Genomic DNA, 23,514 nt, shown 5'->3' with positions numbered 1-23,514 from the left:
GATGATGTCCTTGGAGGAGAGTTCAAAGAGCGCCTCGGGCTGATCGTTCCCCGCCGAAAGGATGAACTCCCCTTCACCCCAGGAGTAGGCATAGAGATGCCCGACCCGGCGGGGGGTGGCCAGTTTGAGCAGGTTGATATAGCCCACCGGGCTGATCCCCATGCGCGAGCGCGCCAGCTCCTCGGCACTGGTCTGCTCGACCACCTCCCCCCCGGCCACCACCAGCACCTGTGCTGCCATCATGCGCATCTCGACCAGGGAGTGGGAGATGAACAGGTAGGGGATACCGAACTGTTCGCTGACACTTTTCAGGTACGGGATGATCTGGAAGCGGAGACGGTCGTCGAGAGCGGAGAGCGGCTCGTCCATCAGCAAGAGCCGGGGATTGGCGAGCACCGCGCGCCCCAGGGCAACCCGCTGTTTCTCGCCCCCCGAGAGGTTGTTGACAGTGCGGCTCAGCAGGTCGCGCAGGCCGAGCACCTCGGTCAGCAGATGGTAATCGATCTTTCGGTGTTCGGGTTTGCAGCGCCGGTAACCGTACAGCAGGTTATTCTTCACGCTCAGGTGCGGAAACAGGCAGGGCTGCTGGAACACCACGGCGATCCGGCGCCGCTGGGGCGGGACATGGATCCTCTTGCTGCTGTCGTACAGACACTCGCCATCGAGGCAGATCTCTCCCCGGTCCGGATGTAGCAGCCCCGCCAGCAGGGAGACCAGGGTCGATTTCCCGCTCCCCGAGGTGCCGAAGATGCCCACCCTGTCGCCTGAAATGGCCAGATCGGCTTTCAGGGAGAAGGAACCCAGCCGCTTTTCCACCTTCATACGAAGTTCCATGTCACCCCCTCCCCGCCAGCTTGCCGCTCAGCCCCTCGTGGAAGAAGAGGACCACCACCGAGATGAGTATCGAGATGACACAGAGCGAGATGGCCAGCGGCTCGCCGCCGGGAGAGCTCACGTAGTCGTAGATGGCCAGGGGAATGGTCTGGGTCACGCCGGGGATGTTGCCGGCCACGATGATGGTGGCACCGAACTCCCCCAGGCTGCGGGCGAACATCAGGGAGGAACCGGCCAGGATGCTGCGCGCGGAAAGCGGCAGAATCACCGTGCAGAGGGTGTCGAGCCCGGAGGCCCCCAGTGACCGGGAGGCCTTGATCAGCTGCTGGTCGATCGACTCCATCCCAATGCGGATAGAGCGCACCAGTAGGGGAAAACCAACCACCGCGGAAGCGATCACGGCTGCTTTCCAGGTGAAGATCAGGTGGATGCCGGCAGAATCCAGCAGTTGGCCAAGCCACCCCTTCTTGCCCAGCAGCAGCAACAGCAGGTAGCCGATCACCACCGGCGGCAGGGTGAGCGGGAGGGTGAAGAGGACCTCGTAGAGAGCCTTCGCCCGGAACTCCCGAAAGGAAAGGAGATAGGCGGCGGCTATGCCGAAGGGAAGCGAGACCACGGTAGCGGTCAGGGCAACTTTCAGCGAGAGCCGTATGGCATCGTAGTCGGAAGGGGAAAGAGAAAGCATCCTTGGTCCTTGAACGGAAAGAGAGGCGACCGGCCTCTCCTCACATACTACAAACTACTTGTGATTACCACTGTTTATTACTGAAGGGCGAAACCGTACCTCTTGAGCACGGCCTTCGCCTCGGGGCTGCGAAGGTAGCTGAAGAAGGCGATGGCCTCCCTGCTCTTGGCCCCCGTGACGGTGAGTGCCATCGGATAGACCACCTCCGGATAGAGCTTCTGGGGCACGGTAAAGACGATCTTGGCCGATTTGGCCTGCAAGGCGTCGGTGCGGTAGACGAAGGCGCCGTCAACCTCTCCGCGCTCCGCGTACATCAGGCAATCCCGGACATCCCTGGCCATGACCAGCTTCTTCTCGAGCTGCTTTTCAATTCCCGCAGCCTTGATGGCCTGCATGGCGTACTCGCCCGCCGGCACGCTCTTCGGGCTGCCGATGGCGATCTTGTCGAGCCTTCCCAGGTCGGCCATACCGGAGACCTTTTTCGAGGGGTTGCCTGCGAAGACCAGGGTGTTGTAAGCGAAGACGGCGATACTGGCTTGGTCGAGGAGGCGGCGGTCCCTCAGGTAGGAGACCCACTCGTGGTTCGCCGAGATGAAGATGTCAGCAGGTGCGCCGTTCTCTATCTGTTTGGCGAGCACGCCGGAAGCGCCAAAGTTCTTGACGAACTTGGCCCCCGGGGTGGTCCGGGCAAAGCCATCGGCGAGCTCGCTGATGACCTCCTTGAGACTGGCCGCCACCGAAAGCCGGATCTCGGCCGCCGAGACAGGCGAGGCTGCCAACGGGCTTAGGCAGCATATGCAGAGCAGCGTGACAAGAAGCTTTTTGATGATCATAAATTTTCAACTTCTCCTGGATGGGACATCGGTAAAGAGGTTAGGAAGGGAGCAGCGGCGGTGCTGCTCCCGCGACACCGCTAGTTTACTCCCAGGATAACGCTGGACGCCTTGAACAGGGCGCAGGCATGGCCGCCACCCTTCAGTCCCAGGTGCTTGACGCTCCCCAGGGTGATCACCGCGCTGACCACGTTGCCGCCGCCGATCTCCACGTCCACCTCGGCACTGACCGGCCCCTCGATGATGGAGGCGATGGTGCCGCAAAAGACGTTGCGGGCACTCACCTTGGCGTCGTGGAGGTCGGTGCCGATGATGATGGAACTGGCCTTGATGATGGCGCAGGCTTCCATACCCTCCTTGAGAGCGAGATTCTCGATGGCTCCGTTAGTTACCGTCGCGGTCAAGGGGGAGCCTCCCTTCAGGGTGAGGGTGACCTCGGCGTTTACTGCCCCTTTGGTGATCTTGGCGACCGTCCCGGTGAATACGTTTCTTGCGCTGACCTTCATAGACATCCTCCTCAAGAAATTTTTGCAGACCGTCGGAATCGGGATCCCCCAGTCTTCGCTCCAAGTTTACCAGATACTTCCGGTGCTCCTCCTGGAGAATGAGGTACCGTCAGCCACGGCAGGGGGCTATCCGCGGCCAATACTGATCCGGCCACGGCGAAAATGGCAGCAGCTATATCCACATCTTCATAAGGCATGCCAAGCACTTCGCCACACGTCCGCATCTGTAACCATGCGGACTGCAATTGCTTCCCCCCCACCCCCACCACCCGTTATAAAGCATGCAATACAACGGTTGCTACAAAAAAAGGCAATTGCACATCGAGGAACTCCCCCCATGAAGCAGGTCGCCGAGGGGAGCCGGGAAAGGTGAAAACAAAAGGCCCAGGGCCGAACGAGTGATAACCCGTTTGCCCTGAGCCTTTTGGACGAAACCCCGCTGTTTGCCGATGGAGTCAAGCCCCCTCCGTTCAAGGGAGGGTTGCCTTACGCCACTTTTCTCCTCGCCACCCTCTTGATGTTCAGCAGGTTCTTGAAGCCGACGTTCTCGGTGGTGATGTTGCCTCCCATCGCTCCGCAGCCCAGCGTGAGCGAGGGGACCAGGTCGTTGTAGAGGGCGCCGATGGTGCCGTGCACGGAAGGCTGGTTCCAGACCACCCGGTTGGCGGGGACGCTGAGGGCGAACTCCTTGGCCACCTCCTCGTTCTCGGTGAAGACCACCGCCGAGTGACCGGCCCCGCCAAACTCGAGCTGGCAGACCGCCGCGGAGATCGCCTTCTCCCTGCTGTCCACTATATACCAGCCGAGCACCGGCGAGAGCTTCTCGTGGCTCATCCAGTCCTGCGGTCCGGTGGTGGTGAGGGGAACCATCAACATCTTGACCTCGGCGGGAACGGTGAAGCCGGCCAGCTGAGCGATGTACTGCGGCGTCTTGCCGACGATCGCCATGGCAGGCACCCCGCGCTCCTTATCGAACATGACCGCCTCGAGACTGGCCTTCTCCTCCTCGCTGCAGAGGTAGGCGCCGTTCTCCTTGAAGAGCTGCAAAGCCCTCTCGGCCACCTCGGCATCGTCGAAGATCACCGACTGGTCCGACGAACAGATGGTGCCGTTATCGAAGGTCTTGGATGCGATCACGTCCGGAATGGCCATCTCCAGCTTGGCAGTTTTCTCGATGAAGACCGGCACGTTGCCGGGACCGACGCCGAGGGCGGGGTGGCCGGAGCTGTAGGCGGCCTTCACCATGGCGCCACCACCGGTGGCGATGACCATGGCGACGTCGGGATGCTTCATGAGCGCCTCGGTCGCCTCGATGGAAGGCTCGCTGATCCACTGGATGCAATCGAGCGGCGCACCTGCAGCCACCGCGGCCTGGTACATGATCCGGGCGGCCTCCTCGCTGCATTTCTGGGCCTTGGGATGAAAGGCGAAGCAGATGACGTTGCGCCCCTTCAAGGCGATGAGGGACTTGAACAAGGTGGTTGCCGCCGGGTTGGTCACCGGGGTCACGGCGGCGATGATGCCGTACGGCTCGGCAATGCTGATGATGCCGTCTTCTTCCTCGATGACCCCCACCGAGGGCTTCCCCCTCATGTATTCATACACCACGTGGGCGCCGAAATGGTTCTTGATGATCTTGTCGGGCACGTTGCCGATGCCGGTTTCCTCTACCGCGAGTTCCGCCAGCCTGCGCTCCTTGGAGACGCCGGCGCGGGCCATGGAGGCGACGATGCGATCAACGTCGAGCTGGCTGTAGCTCCTGAAGGCCTCCGCCGCCTTCTCCGCTTTCGCTATCATCTGGTTAACCTGCTCGGATACCTTAGACATCACTGCCTCCTTGTGCGTGCGCTGACGAGGGGAGCCCCGTGGGTTTCCCGGAACATAAGCAGTCCACGTGCCAGGTTGTAAAACTGGGTTATAAAATCTACCGACAAGGACACGAAAGTGTAAGTGCAGGATATCGCAGGGGAATAATTATCGAGAGGTACAAAACGCGGGGCGGGTAAGCGAAGAGACGCGCAAGCTGTAAAAGGGAGGGTGTTGCAAAGTGGCACAGGTGTCGCGCCGTCGTTGTAGCCAAGTGGCACATACGGCGCGGTTTCACTGCTGGGCGAGTTGGCGTCAGCGTTCCCTCCCCTTCAAGGGGAGGGACAGGGAGAGGATGGGGTTATCTTTCCCGGACCCGAAGATCAATGCCCGGTTCTGCCGACGAACACCTCTTTTCCGGCGAGCGTGTCGTAGTAAACCTCCATGCCGTTCTCATGGCGGAGAAACTTGACGCCCGGGTTGTTATTAGGGTCCGGAAAGATGCCAAAGGTCTGGCTGAGGGACCCTTCGTACTTCCAGCGGACAGGCGTTGCCAAAGCGGTACCGGCGCTGTCGCGCAACCTGCAACAGGCCACCGATCCGCAAAAGCTGGCGGAAGAAAGCCGATGGAAATCAAGCCAGTCACAGGGAACATTTAAGCCGCTCAACTGGAAGGCGACCACCAGGTCCAGCGCCTTGCCGTCCTGGCAATAGCGGAGCCCGCGGCTCACCAGGTGCGCCAGATACATCTCCGCGTCGGCAGGCGCCATGAAACCGACCCTGGCAATCTCGCCGTCCGAGCAGAAGGTCCGGTTGGGCACCTCTGCCTCGAACAGTTCCCATCCCCCGGTGTGTCTTTGGTAAACGGCTTCGCAGCGGACGATAACGGAATGCGCTTCGACAAGTACTGACATGGGGCCCCCTTGAGCATCCGGACCGGCACGCTCTAAGGGATATATACTCCCGGCATTATAAATAAGCAATGTTGAAAAAGGATCCTGCCTTCCCAACAGATGAAAACAGGATGGGCGCGGAGAACCGCGCCCATCCAAGGATCAATCGATCTGTACCAGCCGAGGCTGCCCGATTACTCGGCGCTTCTGCGGGCGACGCGCTTGATGTTGAGCAGGTTCTTGTAGCCGACGTTCTCGGTGGTGATGTTGCCGCCCCGTGCGCCGCAGCCCAGGGTCAGCGAGGGGACCAGGGTGTTGTAGAGGGCGCCGATGGTGCCGTGCACCGAGGGCTGGTTCCAGACCACGCGGTTTGCGTGCACGTTCAGGGCGTACTCGATGGCGACGTCCTCGTTCTCGGTGAAGACGACGGCGGAGTGACCAGCGCCGCCGAACTCGAGCTGCTCGACGCAGGCGGCGATGGCGGCTTCCTTGTTCTCGGCCACGTACCAGCCGAGCACCGGGGAGAGCTTCTCCCGGCTCATCCAGTCGCCTTCGCCGTGGGTGGTGGAGAGGGGCACCAGCAGCATCTTGCGGTCTTCCGGGATGGAGAAGCCTGCCAGCTGGGCGATGACCTGCGGCCTCTTGCCGACGATGGCCATGGAGGGGACGTGCTTCTCCTTGTCGAACATGATGGCTTCCAGCTTGGCCTTCTCCTCCTCGCTGCAGAGGTACGCACCCTGCTCTTCGAACATCTTCAGCGCCTTCTCGCAGACGGCCTTGTCGTCGAAGACGATGGACTGGTCGGAGGAGCAGATGGTGCCGTTGTCGAAGGTCTTGGAAGCGATGACGTCGGGCACGACCATCTCGAGCTTGGCGCTCTTCTCAACGAAGACCGGCACGCCGCCGGGTCCGACGCCGAGAGCGGGGTGACCGGAGCTGTAGGCGGCCTTGACCATGGCGCCGCCACCGGTTGCGACCACCAGCGAAACGTCAGGGTGCTTCATCAGGGCGTCGGTGGCCTCGATGGAGGGCTCGGTGACCCACTGGATGCAATCGGCCGGGGCGCCTGCTTTGACAGCGGCGTCCAGCATCAGCTTGGCGGCTGCTTCCGAGCACTTCTGGGCCCGCGGGTGGAAGGCGAGGATGATCACGTTACGCCCTTTCAGGGAGATCAGGCACTTGAACATGGTGGTGGAAGTCGGGTTGGTGGTCGGGGTGACCGCGGCAATAATGCCGAACGGCTCGGCGATCGAGATGACGCCGTCCTCTTCACCGATGACGCCCACGGACTTGCCGTCCTTCATGTAGTCGTACACCACCTGGGTGCCGAAGTGGTTCTTGATGACCTTGTCTTCCACGTTGCCGATGCCGGTCTCTTCCACGGCCATCTCGGCGAGCTTGCGCTCATTGGCGACGCCAGCCTGAGTCATGGCGAGGGTAATGGCATCCACCTGCTCCTGGGTGAAACCTTTGAAAGTTTCCAGTGCCTTGAGTGCTTTTTTGGCCATCTGATCGATCTGAGTTGTTGCATTTGACATTAGATTGTCCCCTTTAGCGTGGTGGTTTCAGGCAGCGCCCGTTTTGACCATCCTTGATAGCAGGTGACATGCCAAACCGTATAACCCGGTTTTACAATACCGTCCACGGCACGATCTCACAGCTGCAAGCCGCTGTTTCCCCATTCATTTTGACCTGCCCGCCGAAGTTCGGCTGTTTCTGCCACCATCTGCCGTCACTGCTGCGACAGGTGAAAGTGGTGCATTGTGGCACAGGTGTCGCCGCCGAAGCTGTCGCAAAAGAAAACAGCCTCAACAACAGATCCGTCAACAAAAAGGCCCCCACCGGGATCCAATCCGATGAGGGCCTTAAGTTCCCTCTCCCGAAGGGGGAGGAACAGGGAGGGGGAGCCATAGTCCAATCGCCGCTACCGCCCCGCTAGCCAGAGAAGTCAAGGGATCGACGCTGGCTGATAATTATCTCGATTGCTGCCCAGATGGCCACCGTTCTCGACGCAAGCAACCGTCTTGGCCGCACTCGTCTGAGCAGTCCGGGCCGGGGCAAGCGACAGGCCATGCGGGGAGACCACAAAGTAGATAAGTACGCCAGCCGCCACCAGCATCCCGCAACGAGTCCAGCAGGTGCTGCCACCCGCCAGGGCCGGGGATGGCGAGCTGACCGGCTTGAAGAGCAGGAACACCATCCGCAAGTAATAGAAGACCCCCAGGTAGCTCCCGAAGAGGGCCGCCACCGCCGGGACCAGGTACCCGGAAGCGATCAGGGACCTGAAGACGAACAGCTTGGCAAAGAAACCGGGAAGCGGAGGAATGCCGGCCAATGAGAGGAGCGCCAGCGAGAGGATGACGGCCGGCACGGGGCGCGCGTGGAAGGATCCCTCCACCGAGGCGATCTCGTCCGGACCGCTCCCGGCCAGGCTGGCAAAACATGCGCAGGCAAGCACGGTGGTGACCGCATAGAGGGAGGCGTAATAGAGGAGGGTTTCCAGGGCGGCCCCGCCGTTATCCGCCAGCGCGAACACCATGTAGCCGGCGTGGGCTATCGACGAATAGGCGAGCAGCTTCCGGAAGGAGCTCTGGCGGATGGCGGTCAGGTTGCCGTAGCAGACCGAGAGCACGCCCAGGACGGCGATCACCTGGCCGAAGAGCGGATCGGAGCCGGCGCGCGAGAAAACTCTCGCCAGGACCAGGATGACGGCGGCCTTGATCACCGAGGCGAGAAAGGCGGTCACCGGCAGTTGGGCGCTGCCGTAAGCGTCGGGCGCCCAGCCATGGAAGGGAAACACCGCGGCCTTCATGAACAGGCCGGCCGCCACCAGCGCCGCGGCAGCGTACATCAGGGGGGCCCCCTGCCCCAAGGTGACACTAAGAGAGCTGAGGGCGAGCGAGCCGGTGGCGTGGTAGCTGAGCGAGGCGCCGAACAGCAGGCAGGCGGTGGCCACCGAGGAGAGCACCAGGTACTTGAACGCCCCTTCGCTCGCCGCCGGCTCACCCCCGCCGTGCAGCATCAGGGCGAAAGCCGGCAGGGAGAGCATCTCGATCCCGATGAAGAGCGTGATGAAACTGGTGCTCCCCATCATGAGCAGCCCTCCCAGCAATGAGCAGGAGAGCAGCAGGCGTGACTTGTAGGAAGCGAACCTTTCATGGAAGCAAAGGCCGAGGATCAGCCCGCAGCCAAGCACCGCCAGCCGCGCGAGCAGGGCCGGCCGGTCGACGGCGATCTCCTCTTGCGCCAGACCAAAGGCATAACCTTCGCCGATCTGCTGACACAGCACGAGGCAGCCCGCGACCAGTGAAAAGGTGAAGAGCGGCCCGGCCCATTGCCGGTCGACCCGCAAGGACTCCAGCACCATGAGAGCAAGGATCAGCGTCAGCAGGATGTGTTCGGGCAACAGCCCGTAGATCAGGTCAATGCCCATCGAAGGCTCCTTGTAGGTGAGCGGAGAGCAGCAGCCGGGGAGGCTCCTGGTTGGCGCCAGCGGTCAGCGAGGAAACCGCCGGCTTGGTCTTCTCCAGCAGCCAGCCGGGGGAGATGCCGATCCAGAGGATCAGCAGCAGCAGCGGCAGGAAGGAGATCATCTCCAAGAGGTTCAGGTCGGGAAGCGGCGAGGAGGCGGTCGAGCCGAAGAGAAGCTTCCTGCCGAAACGGAGCATGTAGCCCGCCCCCAGCACCATCCCCGAGCAGGCGACCAGCGCAGACAACAGGAACAGCGAGGAAGAGCCGGCCTGCCAGGCTGCCATCCCCTTCTGGAATGCTCCGAAAAGGATCAGGAATTCGGAGGTGAAGCCGCTGGTGAGCGGCAGCGCGATGCTGGTCACGATGAAGAGCATGGCCACCACTGCCAGCCGCGGAGCCAGGGTGGAGAGGGCGGTGATCTCCCGGTACCCTCCCCCCACCCTCTGCTCCAACAGGCTCAGCACCAGGAAGAGCCCCGCCACCGCCAAGCCGTGGCTCAACACCTGGAAGAGCGAGCCGTGCAGCGAGCTCTGCTGGAGGGAGAAGATCCCCAGCACGATGTACCCCATGTGGGAAAGCGAGGACCAGGCGATGAGCCTCTTGAACTCCTGCTGCCGCAGGGCCAGCACGGCGCCGTAGAGGATGCTCACCACGGCGAGGGAGACGGCGTAGGGGGCGGCGGCCCGGGCAACGTCAGGGCAAAGCGGCAACGCCAGCTTGAGCAGCCCGAACACCCCCATCTTGGAGAGGACGCCGGCCATCAGCGCGGTGCCGGAAAAGGGGGCCTCGCAGTAGACCAGCGGCAGCCAACTGTGGAAGGGGAAGATCGGACATTTTATCGCGCAGGCGAGCGCAAGGGCGGCGAACACGAAGAGCTGGCTGTTCCAGGAGAGGCTTAAGCTGGTCAGGGTGGATAGTTCGAAGCTCCAGGTCCCGGTCTGCTGCACGCTCTCCACCCCCAAAAGGATGATGGCGGCCAGCAGCAGCACACTTCCCGCCAGTGTGTAGAGGAAGAAGGTGGTGGCAGCCTTTCTCCCCTGCTCGCCACCGAACACCAGGATCATCAGGCTGCCCGGGATCAGCACCGCCTCCCAAAAGATGAAGAAGAGCATCAGGTTCTGGGAGAGGAAGGTCCCCAGCAGGGAGATCTCCAGGGCCAGCAAGAGGGCGAGGAAGAGGCGGTCGCCGGCCTGCCGCGTCGACCAGGCGCAGGCGAGCACGACCGGGAAGATCACCACAGTCAGGAGCAGGAAGTAGGCGTTCAGTCCGTCCACCGCCAGGTGCAGGTTGAGCCCGAGCGAATCTATCCAGGGAATATCGATACTCCCTGCCGCTGAGCTGCCGTGGCAGGAGGCGAACAGGAGACAGCCTGCCACCAGCGAGCCGTGCATCGCCGCCATGGCCGTCAGCCGCCAGCCAAGCGGCGACTCCTCGGGCAGTACCGGCAACAGTGCGAGCCCCAGCAGCGGAGAGGCGAGCAGGATCAGCATGAGCAAACCGTCAGACATGGAACACCCCCACCCAGAGAATCACCACCAACCCGGCCACGGCGTAGAGGAGGTAGGCCTGCAGGTTGCCGTTTTGCAGACGGGACAGCACGAGGGAGCCGAGCTGCACCCCCTCGCTGGTTGCCGACAGGGAGGCGCCACTGATGACCGGCTCCACCTTGCGGGCCAGCACCGATTCCGAGAGGAAGTCGAGCGGGCGCACGACCGCCTTCTCGTAGGCCAGGTCGAAGTAGTAGCCGCGGGAAACCGCCTGATGGAGCGCTCCCCGCCTGCCTCTCTCGAAACGATCGGTGCCTCCGTACAGGATCCAGGCGAGCAGGATCCCACAGCCGGCCATGCAGATCGTCACCGTCATCAGCGCGAATTCCAGGCTGAAATCGGCAACGGGAGCCGCCTTGGGAAGGGAGGTCAGCACCGGTGCGAGGTACTCGTAGAAGGGTGAGCCTACTCCCACCATTTCGGTGATGACACCGGGCATGCCGATCAGGCCGCCGAACAATGAGCAGACCGCCAAGAGGGCGAGCACCACGGTCATGGAACGGCTCGGATGGTGGATCCTCTCCTTGATCTTGTTGGGGACGTTGTCGACGCCGAAGAAGGTGAGCGAGATGGCCCGGAACATGTAGAAGGCGGTCAGGGCAGAGGTGGCGCAGGCCATCACCCAGAGGACCGGGGAGCCACCCGGCGCCGACCATGCCCTCCAGAGGATCTCGTCCTTGGAGAAGAACCCGGCGAAGGGAGGGATGCCGGAGAGCGCGAGGCTTGCCGTGAGGAAGCAGCCGAAGGTAAAGGGAATCCGCTTGGCGAGCCTCCCCATCCGGCGCATGTCCTCCTCCCCGTGCAGGGCGTGGATCACCGCACCGGCGCAGAGGAAGAGGCAGGCCTTGAAGAAGGCATGGGTGTAGAGGTGGAAGATGGCGACCGGGAAGGCGCCCAACCCGCAGGCCATGAACATGAAGCCGAGCTGCGACATGGTGGAGTAGGCGAGCACCTTCTTGAGGTTGTACTGGGTCACCCCCATGGTGGCGCCGATCAGGGCGGTGAGCGCGCCGGCCCAGGTCACCACGGTCATGGCCGAGGGGGCGTGCAGGAAGAGACCGTTCAGCCTGGCCAACAGGTACACCCCGGCGGTGACCATGGTGGCGGCGTGGATCAGCGCGGAGACGGGGGTCGGACCGGCCATGGCGTCGGGAAGCCAGACGTGCAGGGGAAGCTGGGCCGACTTGCCGCTGGCGCCCACCAATAGCAGCAGGCCGATGAGGTTCACGACCGGCACCGGCACCTTGGCTGCGCCGAAGAAGCTGTTGATCCCGGCGAAGTCGAGCGTACCCGCGTAGAACCAGATCAGGAAGGCAGCCAGCAGGAAGCCGGTGTCCCCTACCCTGTTCACCACGAAAGCCTTCAGGCTGGCGGCGGTCTTCGCCTCATCCTGGAACCAGAAGCCGATCAGCAGGTAGGAGGCGATCCCCACCCCTTCCCAGCCGGCGAAGAGCACGACCAGGTTCTTGCCGAGGATCAGCAGCAGCATGAAGAACAGGAAGAGGTTCAGGTAGGCGAAGTAGCGGTGGAAGCCGTCGTCATCGGCCATGTACCCTGTCGAGTAGAGATGGATCAGCGTTCCCACCCCGGTCACCACCAGGCACATGACGGAGGTGAGCCGGTCGAAGTAGAGGGCGAGTTCGACCTGGAAGGAACCGATGGAGACCCAGGAGCCGAGGTTCTCCACCACCGGGGGGCCGCCTGCCAGCAGTCCGCGGAAGTGGAGTACGGTCAGCGCGAAGGAGGCGGCAGGCAAGAGGCAGGCGATCAGCGCAACCATCCTTCTGGGGAGGCGCCTGCCGAGGGTGCCGTTCACCAGGAACCCGGCCAGGGGGAGCAGAGCGATCAAAAGCAGAGAGTTCATCATCATTTCAGCCCTTCAGATTGCGGTGGGAAGCCAGATCGAGGGACCCGCGCCGCCTGACCAGCAACACCACGATGGCCATGGCCAGGGCGATTTCGCAGGAGGCGGCCACGTAGACAAAGAAGGTCATCGCGGCCCCGGACAGGGTCTGGGTGCGGGCTGCGGCACTGACGAAGCTAAGCACCACCGCGTTGACCATGATTTCCATGCACATCAGGACCACCAGCAGGTTGCGGCGGACCGCCACCCCGAAAAGCCCCATGGCGAACAACAGCCCGGCGAGAGGTAAAAGCATGTGAGAGCTAGCCATGGTTTCCCTCCTTCACCGCCGTCCAGGCCGCGAGCAGGCCAACCAGCAGCAACACGGTGGCCAGTTCGAAATGGAACCAGTAGCGCCTCATGAACTCGCCGGCGAAGGAGACGAAGGTGAACAGCTGGCGGTCAGCGGCAGCAACCGACAGGGACCAGCCGGAGGAGCGGTCGACCACCAGCCAGACGCCCCCCACCAGCAGCGGTATGACAGCCAGCGCGGGGAGCGAGCTTCCGGAGAAACGGTAACGGAAGGAATCGTCCCGGTCGTCCAGCAGCATGATCGTGTACACCATGAACACCATCACCGCCCCCACGTAGATGAGCACCTGGAAGACGGCCACGACGTGCACGCCGAGGCAGGCGTAGATGGCGGAGAGGCAGACCATGTGCGAGACCAGGGCCAGCGCGCAGCGCATCGGCTGCCTGAGGGCGATCACCAGAGCCGCGAAGAGCACCGCCAGCACCGAGAAGAAGACCAGCATCAGGCCGCCCATGGCTGCGCCTCCCTGACGGGTAGCACCGGCGTATCCGCCGGCGCGGCGACCGGCTCAGGACGCGGCGGTGCAGGGTAGACCTTGGCGGGGTCGGCGGTCGGACGCCACTCTTTCAGGAGATCCATGCTGGCCCACATGGCGTGGCGGTCGAAGCCGGGGAAGTCTGGGACCTCCTTCACCATCCGTATGGCGTCTTCCGGGCAGGCCTCCACGCAGAAGCCGCAAAAGACGCAGCGGGAGTAGTCGATCTCGAAGCGCTCCGGCGCCTTGGGATGATAAGGGTCGTCGAGGTCGGCCGCCGACTGGATCTCGATGCAGTAGCAGGGGCAGGCGGTCGCGCACATGTGGCAGGAGACGCACTGCACCTCGCCGTTTTTGCGCTGGGTCAGCACGTGCCGGCCGCGGTTGTTGGGGGAGTAGTCCTCCCTCACCTCCTCCGGGTAGTAGGCGGTGAGCGCCCCCTTGCGGAAGGTGACCCACTTCCACATGTTCTCGAAGAAGACGGAGCCGGTGATGATGAGGCCACGGACCACCTCGAAGATGTAGAGGCGCTCCCAAAGACCCATGGTCGGTTCGTTCCAGTACTCTTTCTTCATGTCAACCTCGCAGGGTGAGCCAGCGCACGAAGGCGGTGCCGACCAGGTTGAGCCCCCCCAGGGGGAGCAGGAACTGCCAGCCGAAACGCATCAGCTGATCGTAACGGAAACGGGGAAGCGACCAGCGGATCTGGATCTGGAAGCATCCCGCCAGGGTCACCTTGACCAGGAAGGCCGCCATCTGCAGCACCACAACCGCCAGGTGCGGCAGTGCCAGCGCCCCCCCGAAGGGGAAGACGAAGCCGGTCTCGGTCAGCCAGGGAACGCTGTAGCCGCCCAAGAAGAGGGTCACCAGCAGGGCCGAGACCACCACGATCTCGATGAACTCGCTCAGCATGAAGAGTCCCATCTTCATGGCGCTGTACTCGGTGAAGTAGCCGGCCACCAGTTCCGACTCGCATTCCGGGAGGTCGAAAGGAACCCGCTTGTTCTCCGCGATGGCCGCGGTCAGGAAGAGCACGAAGGCGAGCGGCTGCACGAAGATCCCCCAGGCCGGGACCACTCCCATGATGAGCTCGCGCTGCTTGAGCACCATCTCGTTCAGGTCCAGGGTGCCGTAGGTGACCACCAGGCTGATCAGGGCGAGCCCCATGCTGACCTCGTAGGAGATCATCTGGGAGGCGGCGCGGGCCGCGCCTAAGAGCGAGAACTTGTTGTTGGAGGACCAGCCGGCCAGCATGGTGCCGATGATGCCGACCCCGGAGATGGCCAGGATCACCAGGATGCCGGCGTCGAGGTGGGCCACCTGCATCCCGAAAGCCGCGTCGCCGAAGAAGGGATGCAGCGCCGGGGAAAGGTGGCCGGGCATCAGGTTTCCTCCGAAGGGGATGACGGCGAAGGTCAGCAGCACCGGCACCGCCACCAGCCAGGGGGCCAGGTTGTAGCAGAAGCGGTCGTAGGTGGTGGGGGTGAAGTTCTCCTTGAGGAGCATCTTGGCGCCGTCGGCGATGCCGTGAAAGAGACCCCAGGCCACCACTTTGAGGTCGGTGAAGGGGACCCGCAGATAGCAGCGGTTGGCCCCGATACGGTCGGCCATGATGGCCGACTGCTTGCGCTCGACCCAGGTGAAGAGAGTGGCGAGCCCGAGCATGAAGCCGATGGCGTAGGCGATGTAGAGAACAGTTACGATCAGATCCGGCATCATGAAGCAAGCCTCCGTACTACCTCGGCCACGTCCTGCACCAACGGCGGCCTGTCGAACACCGCCTTAAAGCGGTTGGTCTTCCCCTCGAAATTGGTAAAGCTGCCGCTTCTCTCAAAGAGGGGGGCGATCGGGATCAGCACGTCGACCACGCCCTGCGCGGTAGGGGTGAAGGGAGTCAACTGGATGAGGTGGCAGCCAGCGAAGGGGGTGTAGTCGTCGACCTCGCCCCAGATCACCACCACGTCGTGGCCGGCCGCCGGGTCGAAGGGATGCCGCTCGAAGCGCTGGTGGACGCCGTGGCTGTTGGGGTTCTTGTCGGCCCGGATCAGGAAGTCGTCCTCCAACACCTCGTCAGCCTGCACGGCGACATCGTCGCGGGTGTAGACGGTCACCTGCAGGGCGAGGGTGTCACGGAAAGCGTCCAGCTCCTCGTTGGAGGCATGAGAGGAGAGCACCACCGCCGGACGCGAGGCGCCCCTCAAAAGCTGCAGCGCTTTCTCCAGCGCCTGCTCCGCGGTGGCCTCCACACCGCGGATCAGCGGGGCCAGGGCACGCTCGCGAGCCATGATCTTGGGAAGATCGAACCCCTTGTTGCAGATCCAGCTGCCGTTGATCTCAGGGTTCTCCAGGGGGGAGATCCGGTAGATGGTGCGGTTGAGCTCCGGGGAGAGCGAGCGCACGTGCCAGTTCTTCTTCCTGCGCCAGGCCTGGATGCTGCAGCAGCGCGCGCAGCCGCTGCAGACGGAGCGGACCGGTTCCAGGTACCAGACGCGGCTCTTGTAGAGGAAGTCGCGCGAGGAAAGCGCACCGGAGGGGCAGATGCCGATGACGTTGTCGGAGTAAGGGTCCTGGAACTCCCTGGTCTCCAGGGCGGTGACCCGGGCATGGCTTCCCCTCTCGACGATCCCCAGCATGTTGCTTCTGGAGACCTCGCGGGTGAAGCGGACGCAGCGGCTGCAGAGGATGCAGCGCTCGTTGTCCAGCAGGAGCCGCTCCCCCAGGGGCTTGAGCTTCGGCTTGCGGGCCTTTTGCTCGGAGGCGATCCCCTCCCCTTCCCCATACTTCACGTGGTAGTCCTGCACCCGGCACTCGCCCGCCTTGTCGCAGATACCGCAGTCGGCGGGGTGGTTGAGGGTGATGAACTGCAGCACCGCCTGGCGGGCGGCCAGCACCTCCTCTGTCTCGCTCTCGATCCGCATGTCGGGGGCGACCGTCAGGTTGCAGGAGGGCATCAGCTTGGGGCGGCCGTCCACCTTGACCAGGCAGACCCGGCAGTTGCCTGCCAGTGAGAGGCAGGGGTGGTAGCAGAAGTGCGGGATGTCGACCCCGCTCCTCAGGGCCGCCTGCAGCACGGTCTCTCCCGGGTGGGCCTCGATGGCTTTGTCGTCGATGGTGAGGTTGATCATCGCCTCAGATCTCCAGGCGGCCGCCGTACATGGAGCAGCCGTGCTCGATAAAGAATTCGAATTCGTGTCTGAACTTGCGCAGGAAGCCGGCCACCGGCATGGCGGCGGCGTCCCCCAGCGCGCAGACGGTGTTGCCGGAGATCCCCTTGATGATCCGCTCCAGGCTTTCCAGGTCGCCTGCCTGGCCGCGTCCCGCCGCGATGCGGGCGACGATCTTGTCCATCCAGGAGGTCCCCTCCCGGCAGGGGGTGCACTGCCCGCACGACTCGTGGGCATAGAAGCGGGTCAGCACGTGTAAAAGCCGCACCATGCAGGTCCCCTCGGCGATCACGATGGTCCCGCCGGAGCCCAGCATGGAACCGGCCGCCTGCACGGCCTCGGCATCCATGGTGAGGTCCTCGATCTCCTCGGGAAGGAGCACCGGTGTCGAGGAGCCACCGGGGATGACGGCCTTGAGCTTCTTTCCCCCGTCGATCCCCCCCGCGTCCTCGAAGATGAACTTCTTCAGGGAGTAGCCGACCGGCTTCTCGAACAGGCCGGGCTTTCTCACGTGACCGGAGATGCCGAACAGCCTGGTGCCGCTGTTCTTCTCGGTCCCCATCGCCTTGTAGGCGGTGGCGCCGTGGGAGATGATCCAGGGAACGGTGCTCAGGGTCTCCACGTTGTTGACCACGGTGGGGGACTGGTAGAGTCCTTTCACGGCCGGGAAGGGAGGCTTGTTGCGGGGGTATCCCTTGAACCCTTCCAGCGAGGAGATCAGGCTCGACTCCTCGCCGCAGACGTAGGCACCGCCGCCGCGGTGGGCGATGATGTCGCAGGAGAACTTGCTGCCGAGGATATGCTCCCCGATCAATCCGGCGCCCCGCGCCTCGGCGAGCGCGTCCTTGAGACGGCGCCAGGAGAGGTCGAACTCGCCGCGGATGTAGATGAAGGCGTGCCGCACCTGCAGGGCGTAGGATGCGAGCAGCACCCCCTCGATCAGCTGGTGCGGCGAGTGTTCGAAGATCCAGCGGTCCTTGAAGGTGCCGGGCTCCCCCTCGTCGGCGTTGCAGCAGAGGTAGATGACTGGGCTCATCTTGTCCACGAAGGACCATTTCATGCCGGTAGGAAAGCCGGCACCGCCGCGGCCGCGCAGGCCGGAGGCGGTCACCTCGTTTTGCACGTCGGTCGGTTGCATGGCGCAAAGCGCCTTGTGCAGGGCATCATAGCCCCCCCGGCTCCGGTAGGCGTCCAAGGTATGCGAGTCATCGGTGACCTCGAAGTTGAAGAAGACGTTGGCCGCTTTCATGGCAGTTCCTCCAGGATGCGGTCGATCTTCTCCTCGGTGAGGCACTCGTGGTAGGTGTCGTTCACCTGCATGGCCGGAGCGGTGCCGCAGGAGGCGAGGCACTCGACCAACAGGAGCGTGTAGCGGCCGTCCGGGGTGGTCTCCCCCGCCTTGATGCCGAGCTTTTTTTCCAGGTGGGCGATCAGCCGCTCGGCCCCCATGAGCGAACAGGCGATGTTGCGGCAGACCTTGACCACCTGCCTTCCCACCGGCTCGCGGTAAAGCATGGTGTACCAGCTCAACGCCTCCACCGCCTGCATGGCCGGCACTCCCAGGTAGTCGGCCACGAAGACCGCATCGCTTTCCGTCAGGTGCCCCTTTGCTTGTTGCATCAGCTGCAAAAGGGGCAGCACCAGGGAGGAGGCCATGTTCGCCGGATACGTCTTCCGCAGCGCGGCGAACGCCTCCAGGTCCACCCCGGCGGGGACTGGCTCCGCAGGTGCCTGTCCCCCTTCAGACAGGGCAACATCGTTCAGATACCGGTCGAACTTGTCTTTCAGGCAACTCATCTGTCACACTCCCCGCCGATCATGTTCATGGATCCGAAGGTGGCCACCACGTCGGCCACCTGGTAACCCTCCAATAGCACGTGCATCCCTCCCATGTGGGCGAAGCTCGGCGAACGGACGTGCAGCTTGTAGGGACGACCACTGCCGTCGCTCACCAGGTAGAAACCGAGTTCGCCGTTGGGTGCCTCGTGGGCCACATAGACCTCGCCGGCCGGCACCTGGACCCCCTCGATGATCAGCTTGAAATGGTTGATGGTCGCCTCGGTCCGCGTGTAGACCTGGCGCTTCTCCGGCAGGATCACCCGCGGGTCGCGCACGCTGACCGGGCCGTCCGGGAGAAGCTGCATGCACTGGCGGATCATGGAGACCGACTCGTCCATCTCCCGCATGCGCACGTAGTAGCGGTCGTAGTTGTCACCCTTGATCCCTACCGGCACCTCGAAATCAAGCTCAGGGTAGGCAAGGTAAGGGTTCACCTTGCGCAGGTCGAGGGCGATACCGGTGGAGCGCAGGATGGGCCCGGTGAAGCCCCAGTTGAGGGCGTTCTCCTGGGTGAGCACGCCGACGTCGCGGGTGCGGTCGATGAAGATGCGGTTTCGGTCCAGAAGGCCGTGGATGCGCTGGATGTAGCGCTCGTAGAACTGGAGGATCTCCTCCAGCCGCTTCAACCACCCCTGTGGGAGATCGCGGGCCAGCCCCCCGATCCTCGCGTAGGAATAGGTGAGCCTGGCGCCGGTCAGGTGGTTCAGATGCTCGAAGATCAGGTCGCGGATGGTCATCAGGTAGAGGAAGGCCGTCATCGCCCCCATCTCCATGACCGTGGCCGCGATGCAGGTGACGTGGTCGGCAAGACGGTTGTACTCGCACAAAAGGGTCCGCAGGTACTTGCAGCGCGGGGTGATCTCGATCCCCAAGAGCGCCTCCACCGAGGCGACATAGGCGAAGTTGTTGTTCAGGCTGGAGCAGTAGTTCAGGCGGTCGGTGTAGGGGACAATCTTCTGGTAGGTGTGGTGCTCGGCCTGCTTCTCGAAGCCACGGTGCAGATAGCCGCAGTGGATGTCAGCCTTCTTGACCGTCTCGCCATCGAGCTCGGCGATGATCTGTATGGTGCCGTGGGTGGCCGGGTGGGAAGGACCCAGGTTGACCAGCACGTTGCTGGGGTCGCAGCTTTCTTCCAGATGAGTTCTGACCGGAGATTGATATGACACTAGTTCACCTGCGGTAGTCGACGATCGGTTGTTCGCGGTCGATGGGGTAATCCTTCCGGAGCGGATGCCCGACGAACCCCTCGTAGAGGAGTATGGGACGAAGGTCGTCGTTGCCGGTGAAGCGGATGCCGTACATCTCGTGCACCTCGCGCTCCAGAAAGCGGGCCGAGCCGTACAAGGTGGTCAGCGTGGTCAGGGACGGGTCATGGTCCGGCACCTCCACCTTGATCCTGACCCGTTGGCAGCAAGCGGAGTTGAAGAGGTGATAGACTGCCACGAAGCGCGGCCGTCTCTCCGGGTAGTCGATGGCGGTGACATCCAGCAGCAGGTCGAAACCGAGCTCCTTCCTGAGTCTCCCCACCAGTGCGAAGAGGTTACCGCCGGAGGTCTCCAGCACCGGCATCCCGAAGCTCTCGCAGGTGCGCGAGCAGAGGGAGCCTAGTTCTAAAGCTAAACTTTCGTGAGTCATGTGAGAGCTATTCCTTTTCCTGAGCGGCCCCTCCACCATCAGGTCCCCTCCCCTTCAAGGGGACGGCCAGGGTGAGGATGGGATACCTTTTACCTTTTCGCCGCCACCTGTTTTTCGAACGGCAGGATCGGGTGCCTTTCCCCAGCGATCTTGTCCTGCAGCTTCATGATGGCGTCGATCACCATCTCCGGGCGGGGCGGGCAGCCCGGCACGTAGATGTCCACCGGGATGATCTTGTCGATCCCCTGCACCACCGAGTAGTTGCGGTAGAAGCCCCCGCTGGTGGCGCAGGCCCCGAAGGCCATCACCCACTTGGGCTCGCACATCTGCTCGTAGACCCTTTTCAGGACCGGCGCCTCTTTATGGGAGACGGTGCCGACCACCATCAAGAGGTCCGACTGGCGCGGGGTGAAGCGCGGCAGCGCCGCCCCGAAGCGGTCGGTATCGTACATGGTGGAGCTCACCGACATGAACTCCATCCCGCAGCAGGCAGTGACGAAGGGATAGGGGAAGAGGCTGAACTTCCGCACCCACCCCACCAGTTCGTCCTTGCGGGTCGTCATGAAATCCATCATTTCCATTCAAGTCCACCATCGCGCCAGATGTAGATAAAGGCCAGGGCCAGCACCCCTGCGAAGAAGAGAAAGGAGAAAAGGGAAACGGTTGCCGTGTCGCGGTGACCGGCCGAAACGGCCCAGATGAAGAGCAGCACCGTCTCCAGGTCGAACAGAAGGAAGAAGATGGCAACCGGGTAATACTTGATCGAGATCGGACGTGTGTTGCGCTGCTGCAGCGGCAGCGAGCCGCACTCGAACGGCTCCAGCTTGACCGGAGTCGCCGTGCTTTTAGGACCGAGCAGCGCATTGAGAAGGACGATCAGGCCAACCAGCCCCACCGCAGCCGCCGCGAAGATAACAAGGTTCACGTACTGGTTCATTCCCATCCTCTGTCCGACATCACACTTCAGTTCCACTGCAGGTAGCGGGTTCCGTATACAGTCACCATGAGCAATAGGGGTGCCAATGCTAGAACCAGGTTTTGAGATACCGACAACAAATTCCAGCTCTCCCCTATCTACCCGAGCTTACGTGACTCTTTCCAACAGGCCGGAGAGGCGCCAAGCCGGTAGCCCCCCCCGAGGCCGCATGGTCGGACTCTTCCGGTGATCCAGGATGGAACGCCATCGGCAAGCGCACGGTGCAAAAAAGCACAGGTGTTAGCTTTTGGAACACCGGCTGGAGTCCCGGATCAGTCCCAATCTCCGGCCGCCACAGCCCCTCTATCCAGCCCGAGATCGGCCAAATCCTCCCTCACATAGCTTCCGTAGCAGTAGAAGCTCGACTCCGGCCGCGGCCAGACCTCCTGAACGAGGTGGTCCAGCGCGAGGATGTCCCTTTTGCGTTCCTTTTGCTCCTTCAGTTCGAGGATCGCCGTCCTCAGCAGGTCCGACACTGACAGCCTCGCCTGCCTGCACAGCTTTTTCAGTACCTTCATCTCCTGGTCGTCGATCCTGAACGACACGATATTCACCTTCTGTCCGTTGTCCGTCTTACGCATCTCCGTCTCCGCCTTGTCTTTTTCCAGCTTATTTCCAGCTAACTCGTACTCTCCCTCGCCCTCCGGGAGAGGGTCGGGGTGAGGGAAGCCTCAATTGCGATGGAAACCTTCACACTGATCAAGCCTCCCTCACCCTAGTCCTCTCCCGCAGGGAGAGGGGATTTACGCCTTGTAGATCTTCAAAAGCGCCTTCGCCATATCCGCCGGGCTTTCCGCCACCGAGATGCCGCACTCCTTGAGGACGGCGACCTTCTCGGCCGCGGTCCCCTTGCCGCCGGAGATGATGGCGCCGGCATGGCCCATCCTCTTGCCCGGGGGTGCGGTGACGCCTGCGATGTAGGCGGCAACCGGCTTGGACATGTGCTCCTTCACGAAGCGCGAGCAGCCTCTTCCTCGGATGTGCCGCCGATCTCGCCGATCATGATGACCGCCTCGGTCTCGGGATCCGCCTCGAAAAGCCTCAGCACGTCCAGGTGGTTGGTGCCGTTGACCGGATCGCCGCCGATGCCGACGCAGGTCGACTGGCCGAGCCCCAGCGAGGTCAGTTGCCAGACCGCTTCGTAGGTCAGGGTACCGGAACGCGAAACGACACCTATCTTGCCCGGCTTGTGGATGTAGCCGGGCATGATGCCGATCTTGCACTGACCGGGGGTGATCACCCCGGGGCAGTTGGGGCCGACCAGCCTGGTCTTTTTACCCTTCATGTACTGCTTGACCTTCACCATGTCGAGGACCGGTATGCCCTCGGTGATGCAGCAGACCAGTTCCACGCCGGCATCGACCGCCTCCATGATGGAGTCGGCGGCAAAGGGGGGCGGTACGTAGATGACCGAGGCAGTGGCGCCGGTCTGAGCGACGGCCTCCCGCACCGTATCGAAGACGGGGAAGCCGTCGATGGAGGTCCCCCCTTTGCCGGGGGTGACGCCTCCAACCATCTGGGTGCCGTAGTCGCGGGCGCCCTGCGCATGGAAGAGGCCGGTCGCGCCGGTGATCCCCTGGGTGATGACCTTGGTATCCTTGTTGATCAAAATGCTCATCACATGCCTCCTTGCACAGCCTGAAGTTTGGAGGGAGCGGCGGCCTTGCAAGCCGCAGCCGGCTTGCCTGTCGCCTGCACGGCCCTGACGATCTTCTGCGCGGCGTCGGCCATGCCGTCGGCGGCGACGATGTCCAAGCCGCTGGCGGCCAGGATCTCCTTACCCTTCGCCACGTTGGTTCCCTCCAGACGCACAACCAGCGGCACGCCGAGCGAGACCTGCTTGGCGGCCTCCACCACCCCGGTGGCGATGACGTCGCACTTCATGATGCCGCCGAAGATGTTGACCAGGATCCCCTTCACGTGCTTGTCGGAGAGGATCAGCTTGAAGGCCTCAGTGACACGTTCGATGGTCGCCCCGCCCCCCACGTCCAGGAAGTTGGCCGGATCGCCGCCGTAGTGCTTGATGATGTCCATGGTGGCCATGGCGAGACCGGCACCGTTCACCAGACAGCCGATGTTGCCGGTGAGCGAGATGTAGGAGAGGTCGTGCTGGGAGGCCTCCACCTCGTTGGGGTCCTCCTCGTCATAGTCCCTGAGGTCGGCGATCCTCGGGTGCCTGAACACCGCGTTGTCGTCGAAGCCGAACTTGGCGTCCAGGCAGAGCAGGTTCCCGTCGGCGGTCACCACCAGGGGGTTGACCTCCAGAAGAGAGCAGTCGCAGGCGAGGAAGGTCTTGTACAGCCCCTCCAGCAGGTGCACCGCCTTGCCGACCAGTTTACCCTGCAGCCCGAGGGCGAAGGCGATCTTCCTGCACTGGAACGCGGTCAGCCCCACCAGCGGCTCGACCACCTCGGTGACGATCTTGTCGGGAGTGGTGGCGGCGACCTCCTCGATATCCATCCCCCCTTCGGTGGAGGCCATCACCGTCACCTTTCGGTCATTGCCTCGCCAGTGAGGCGTTTCCTTTTTCCACATTGGGTGATTTTTCCACTAGAAATCGACAAACAGTGGCATAGGGAGCAATACAGGTGCCAAACGTTAGAACCTGGTTTTGCGCAACAGCATGGGCAGAGA

Annotated in this window: 22 protein-coding genes and 2 pseudogenes; all 24 read right to left on the bottom strand. The window is 62.9% G+C overall.

Annotated elements, in window-relative coordinates; translation table 11 throughout:
* On the bottom strand, positions 1-834 hold an 834-nt coding region (modC, locus tag VJ604_RS08635; protein ID WP_324081605.1), incomplete at its 3' end, for a molybdenum ABC transporter ATP-binding protein.
* A gap of 1 nt (position 835) precedes the next feature.
* Positions 836-1,519 carry a molybdate ABC transporter permease subunit gene (gene modB, locus VJ604_RS08630; protein WP_324081604.1) on the bottom strand — a complete coding sequence of 228 codons (684 nt, stop codon included), beginning with the start codon at positions 1,517-1,519 and terminating at the stop codon, positions 836-838.
* 77 nt (positions 1,520-1,596) lie between these two features.
* Positions 1,597-2,352: a molybdate ABC transporter substrate-binding protein gene (gene modA / locus VJ604_RS08625; protein WP_324081603.1), complete on the bottom strand. Its 756-nt coding sequence runs from the start codon at positions 2,350-2,352 to the stop codon at positions 1,597-1,599.
* A gap of 80 nt (positions 2,353-2,432) precedes the next feature.
* Positions 2,433-2,858 (bottom strand): TOBE domain-containing protein, encoded by a 426-nt coding sequence (locus VJ604_RS08620; RefSeq protein ID WP_324081602.1) that lies wholly within the window; start codon positions 2,856-2,858, stop codon positions 2,433-2,435.
* Between the two features lie 486 nt (positions 2,859-3,344).
* Positions 3,345-4,685, bottom strand: a complete 1,341-nt coding sequence (locus tag VJ604_RS08615; protein WP_324081601.1) for an aldehyde dehydrogenase family protein — start codon at positions 4,683-4,685, stop codon at positions 3,345-3,347.
* 362 nt (positions 4,686-5,047) lie between these two features.
* The gene (locus VJ604_RS08610) at positions 5,048-5,578 is read right to left on the bottom strand and encodes a hypothetical protein (RefSeq protein WP_324081600.1); all 531 of its coding nucleotides are present in this window, start codon (positions 5,576-5,578) and stop codon (positions 5,048-5,050) included.
* A 173-nt stretch (positions 5,579-5,751) separates the two neighbouring features.
* A complete protein-coding gene (locus tag VJ604_RS08605) occupies positions 5,752-7,095 on the bottom strand; it encodes an aldehyde dehydrogenase family protein (protein WP_324081599.1) in 1,344 nt (447 codons plus the stop codon).
* A 410-nt stretch (positions 7,096-7,505) separates the two neighbouring features.
* Complete coding sequence (locus VJ604_RS08600) at positions 7,506-8,990, bottom strand: NADH-quinone oxidoreductase subunit N (RefSeq protein WP_324081598.1); 1,485 nt, start codon at positions 8,988-8,990, stop codon at positions 7,506-7,508.
* On the bottom strand, positions 8,980-10,536 hold the full coding sequence (locus VJ604_RS08595; protein WP_324081597.1) for a complex I subunit 4 family protein: 1,557 nt from the start codon (positions 10,534-10,536) through the stop codon (positions 8,980-8,982). Before VJ604_RS08595 ends, VJ604_RS08600 begins: the two co-directional genes overlap by 11 nt.
* Positions 10,529-12,445 carry an NADH-quinone oxidoreductase subunit L gene (nuoL, locus tag VJ604_RS08590; protein ID WP_324081596.1) on the bottom strand — a complete coding sequence of 639 codons (1,917 nt, stop codon included), beginning with the start codon at positions 12,443-12,445 and terminating at the stop codon, positions 10,529-10,531. Before nuoL ends, VJ604_RS08595 begins: the two co-directional genes overlap by 8 nt.
* A gap of 1 nt (position 12,446) precedes the next feature.
* Positions 12,447-12,749, bottom strand: coding sequence for an NADH-quinone oxidoreductase subunit NuoK (gene nuoK, locus VJ604_RS08585; protein WP_324081595.1), 303 nt, complete (start codon positions 12,747-12,749; stop codon positions 12,447-12,449).
* Positions 12,742-13,245 carry an NADH-quinone oxidoreductase subunit J family protein gene (locus VJ604_RS08580; RefSeq protein WP_324081594.1) on the bottom strand — a complete coding sequence of 168 codons (504 nt, stop codon included), beginning with the start codon at positions 13,243-13,245 and terminating at the stop codon, positions 12,742-12,744. Before VJ604_RS08580 ends, nuoK begins: the two co-directional genes overlap by 8 nt.
* A complete protein-coding gene (locus tag VJ604_RS08575; RefSeq protein WP_324081593.1) occupies positions 13,233-13,841 on the bottom strand; it encodes a 4Fe-4S binding protein in 609 nt (202 codons plus the stop codon). Before VJ604_RS08575 ends, VJ604_RS08580 begins: the two co-directional genes overlap by 13 nt.
* Before the next feature lies 1 nt (position 13,842).
* Entirely contained in the window at positions 13,843-14,985 is a 1,143-nt protein-coding gene (locus tag VJ604_RS08570; RefSeq protein WP_324081592.1) for a complex I subunit 1/NuoH family protein, read from the bottom strand.
* Positions 14,982-16,391: an NADH-quinone oxidoreductase subunit G gene (locus VJ604_RS08565; protein WP_324081591.1), complete on the bottom strand. Its 1,410-nt coding sequence runs from the start codon at positions 16,389-16,391 to the stop codon at positions 14,982-14,984. Before VJ604_RS08565 ends, VJ604_RS08570 begins: the two co-directional genes overlap by 4 nt.
* Positions 16,392-16,395: 4 nt before the next feature.
* On the bottom strand, positions 16,396-17,679 hold the full coding sequence (gene nuoF / locus VJ604_RS08560; protein ID WP_324081588.1) for an NADH-quinone oxidoreductase subunit NuoF: 1,284 nt from the start codon (positions 17,677-17,679) through the stop codon (positions 16,396-16,398).
* Entirely contained in the window at positions 17,676-18,227 is a 552-nt protein-coding gene (locus VJ604_RS08555; RefSeq protein WP_324081586.1) for an NADH-quinone oxidoreductase subunit NuoE family protein, read from the bottom strand. The genes nuoF and VJ604_RS08555 overlap by 4 nt, the downstream gene beginning before the upstream one ends.
* Positions 18,224-19,435, bottom strand: a complete 1,212-nt coding sequence (gene nuoD / locus VJ604_RS08550; RefSeq protein ID WP_324081584.1) for an NADH dehydrogenase (quinone) subunit D — start codon at positions 19,433-19,435, stop codon at positions 18,224-18,226. The genes VJ604_RS08555 and nuoD overlap by 4 nt, the downstream gene beginning before the upstream one ends.
* A 4-nt stretch (positions 19,436-19,439) precedes the next feature.
* Complete coding sequence (locus VJ604_RS08545; RefSeq protein WP_324081582.1) at positions 19,440-19,904, bottom strand: NADH-quinone oxidoreductase subunit C; 465 nt, start codon at positions 19,902-19,904, stop codon at positions 19,440-19,442.
* A gap of 89 nt (positions 19,905-19,993) precedes the next feature.
* A complete protein-coding gene (gene nuoB, locus VJ604_RS08540) occupies positions 19,994-20,485 on the bottom strand; it encodes an NADH-quinone oxidoreductase subunit NuoB (RefSeq protein WP_324081580.1) in 492 nt (163 codons plus the stop codon).
* On the bottom strand, positions 20,476-20,841 hold the full coding sequence (locus VJ604_RS08535) for an NADH-quinone oxidoreductase subunit A (RefSeq protein WP_324081578.1): 366 nt from the start codon (positions 20,839-20,841) through the stop codon (positions 20,476-20,478). The genes nuoB and VJ604_RS08535 overlap by 10 nt, the downstream gene beginning before the upstream one ends.
* Before the next feature lie 311 nt (positions 20,842-21,152).
* Entirely contained in the window at positions 21,153-21,461 is a 309-nt protein-coding gene (locus VJ604_RS08530; protein ID WP_324081576.1) for a ribbon-helix-helix domain-containing protein, read from the bottom strand.
* 162 nt (positions 21,462-21,623) lie between these two features.
* Positions 21,624-22,498, bottom strand: a pseudogene (gene sucD, locus VJ604_RS08525) (succinate--CoA ligase subunit alpha).
* Positions 22,498-23,382: pseudogene (gene sucC / locus VJ604_RS08520) on the bottom strand (ADP-forming succinate--CoA ligase subunit beta); the annotation flags it as partial. The pseudogenes sucD and sucC, both read right to left, overlap by 1 nt.
* Positions 23,383-23,514 lie beyond the last annotated feature (132 nt).

Origin of the sequence: Geomonas sp., from assembly GCF_035254065.1 — a bacterium.
In the GTDB taxonomy this organism is placed as follows: Bacteria; Desulfobacterota; Desulfuromonadia; order Geobacterales; family Geobacteraceae; genus Geomonas.
This window is presented reverse-complemented; position numbering and strand designations above follow the sequence as displayed.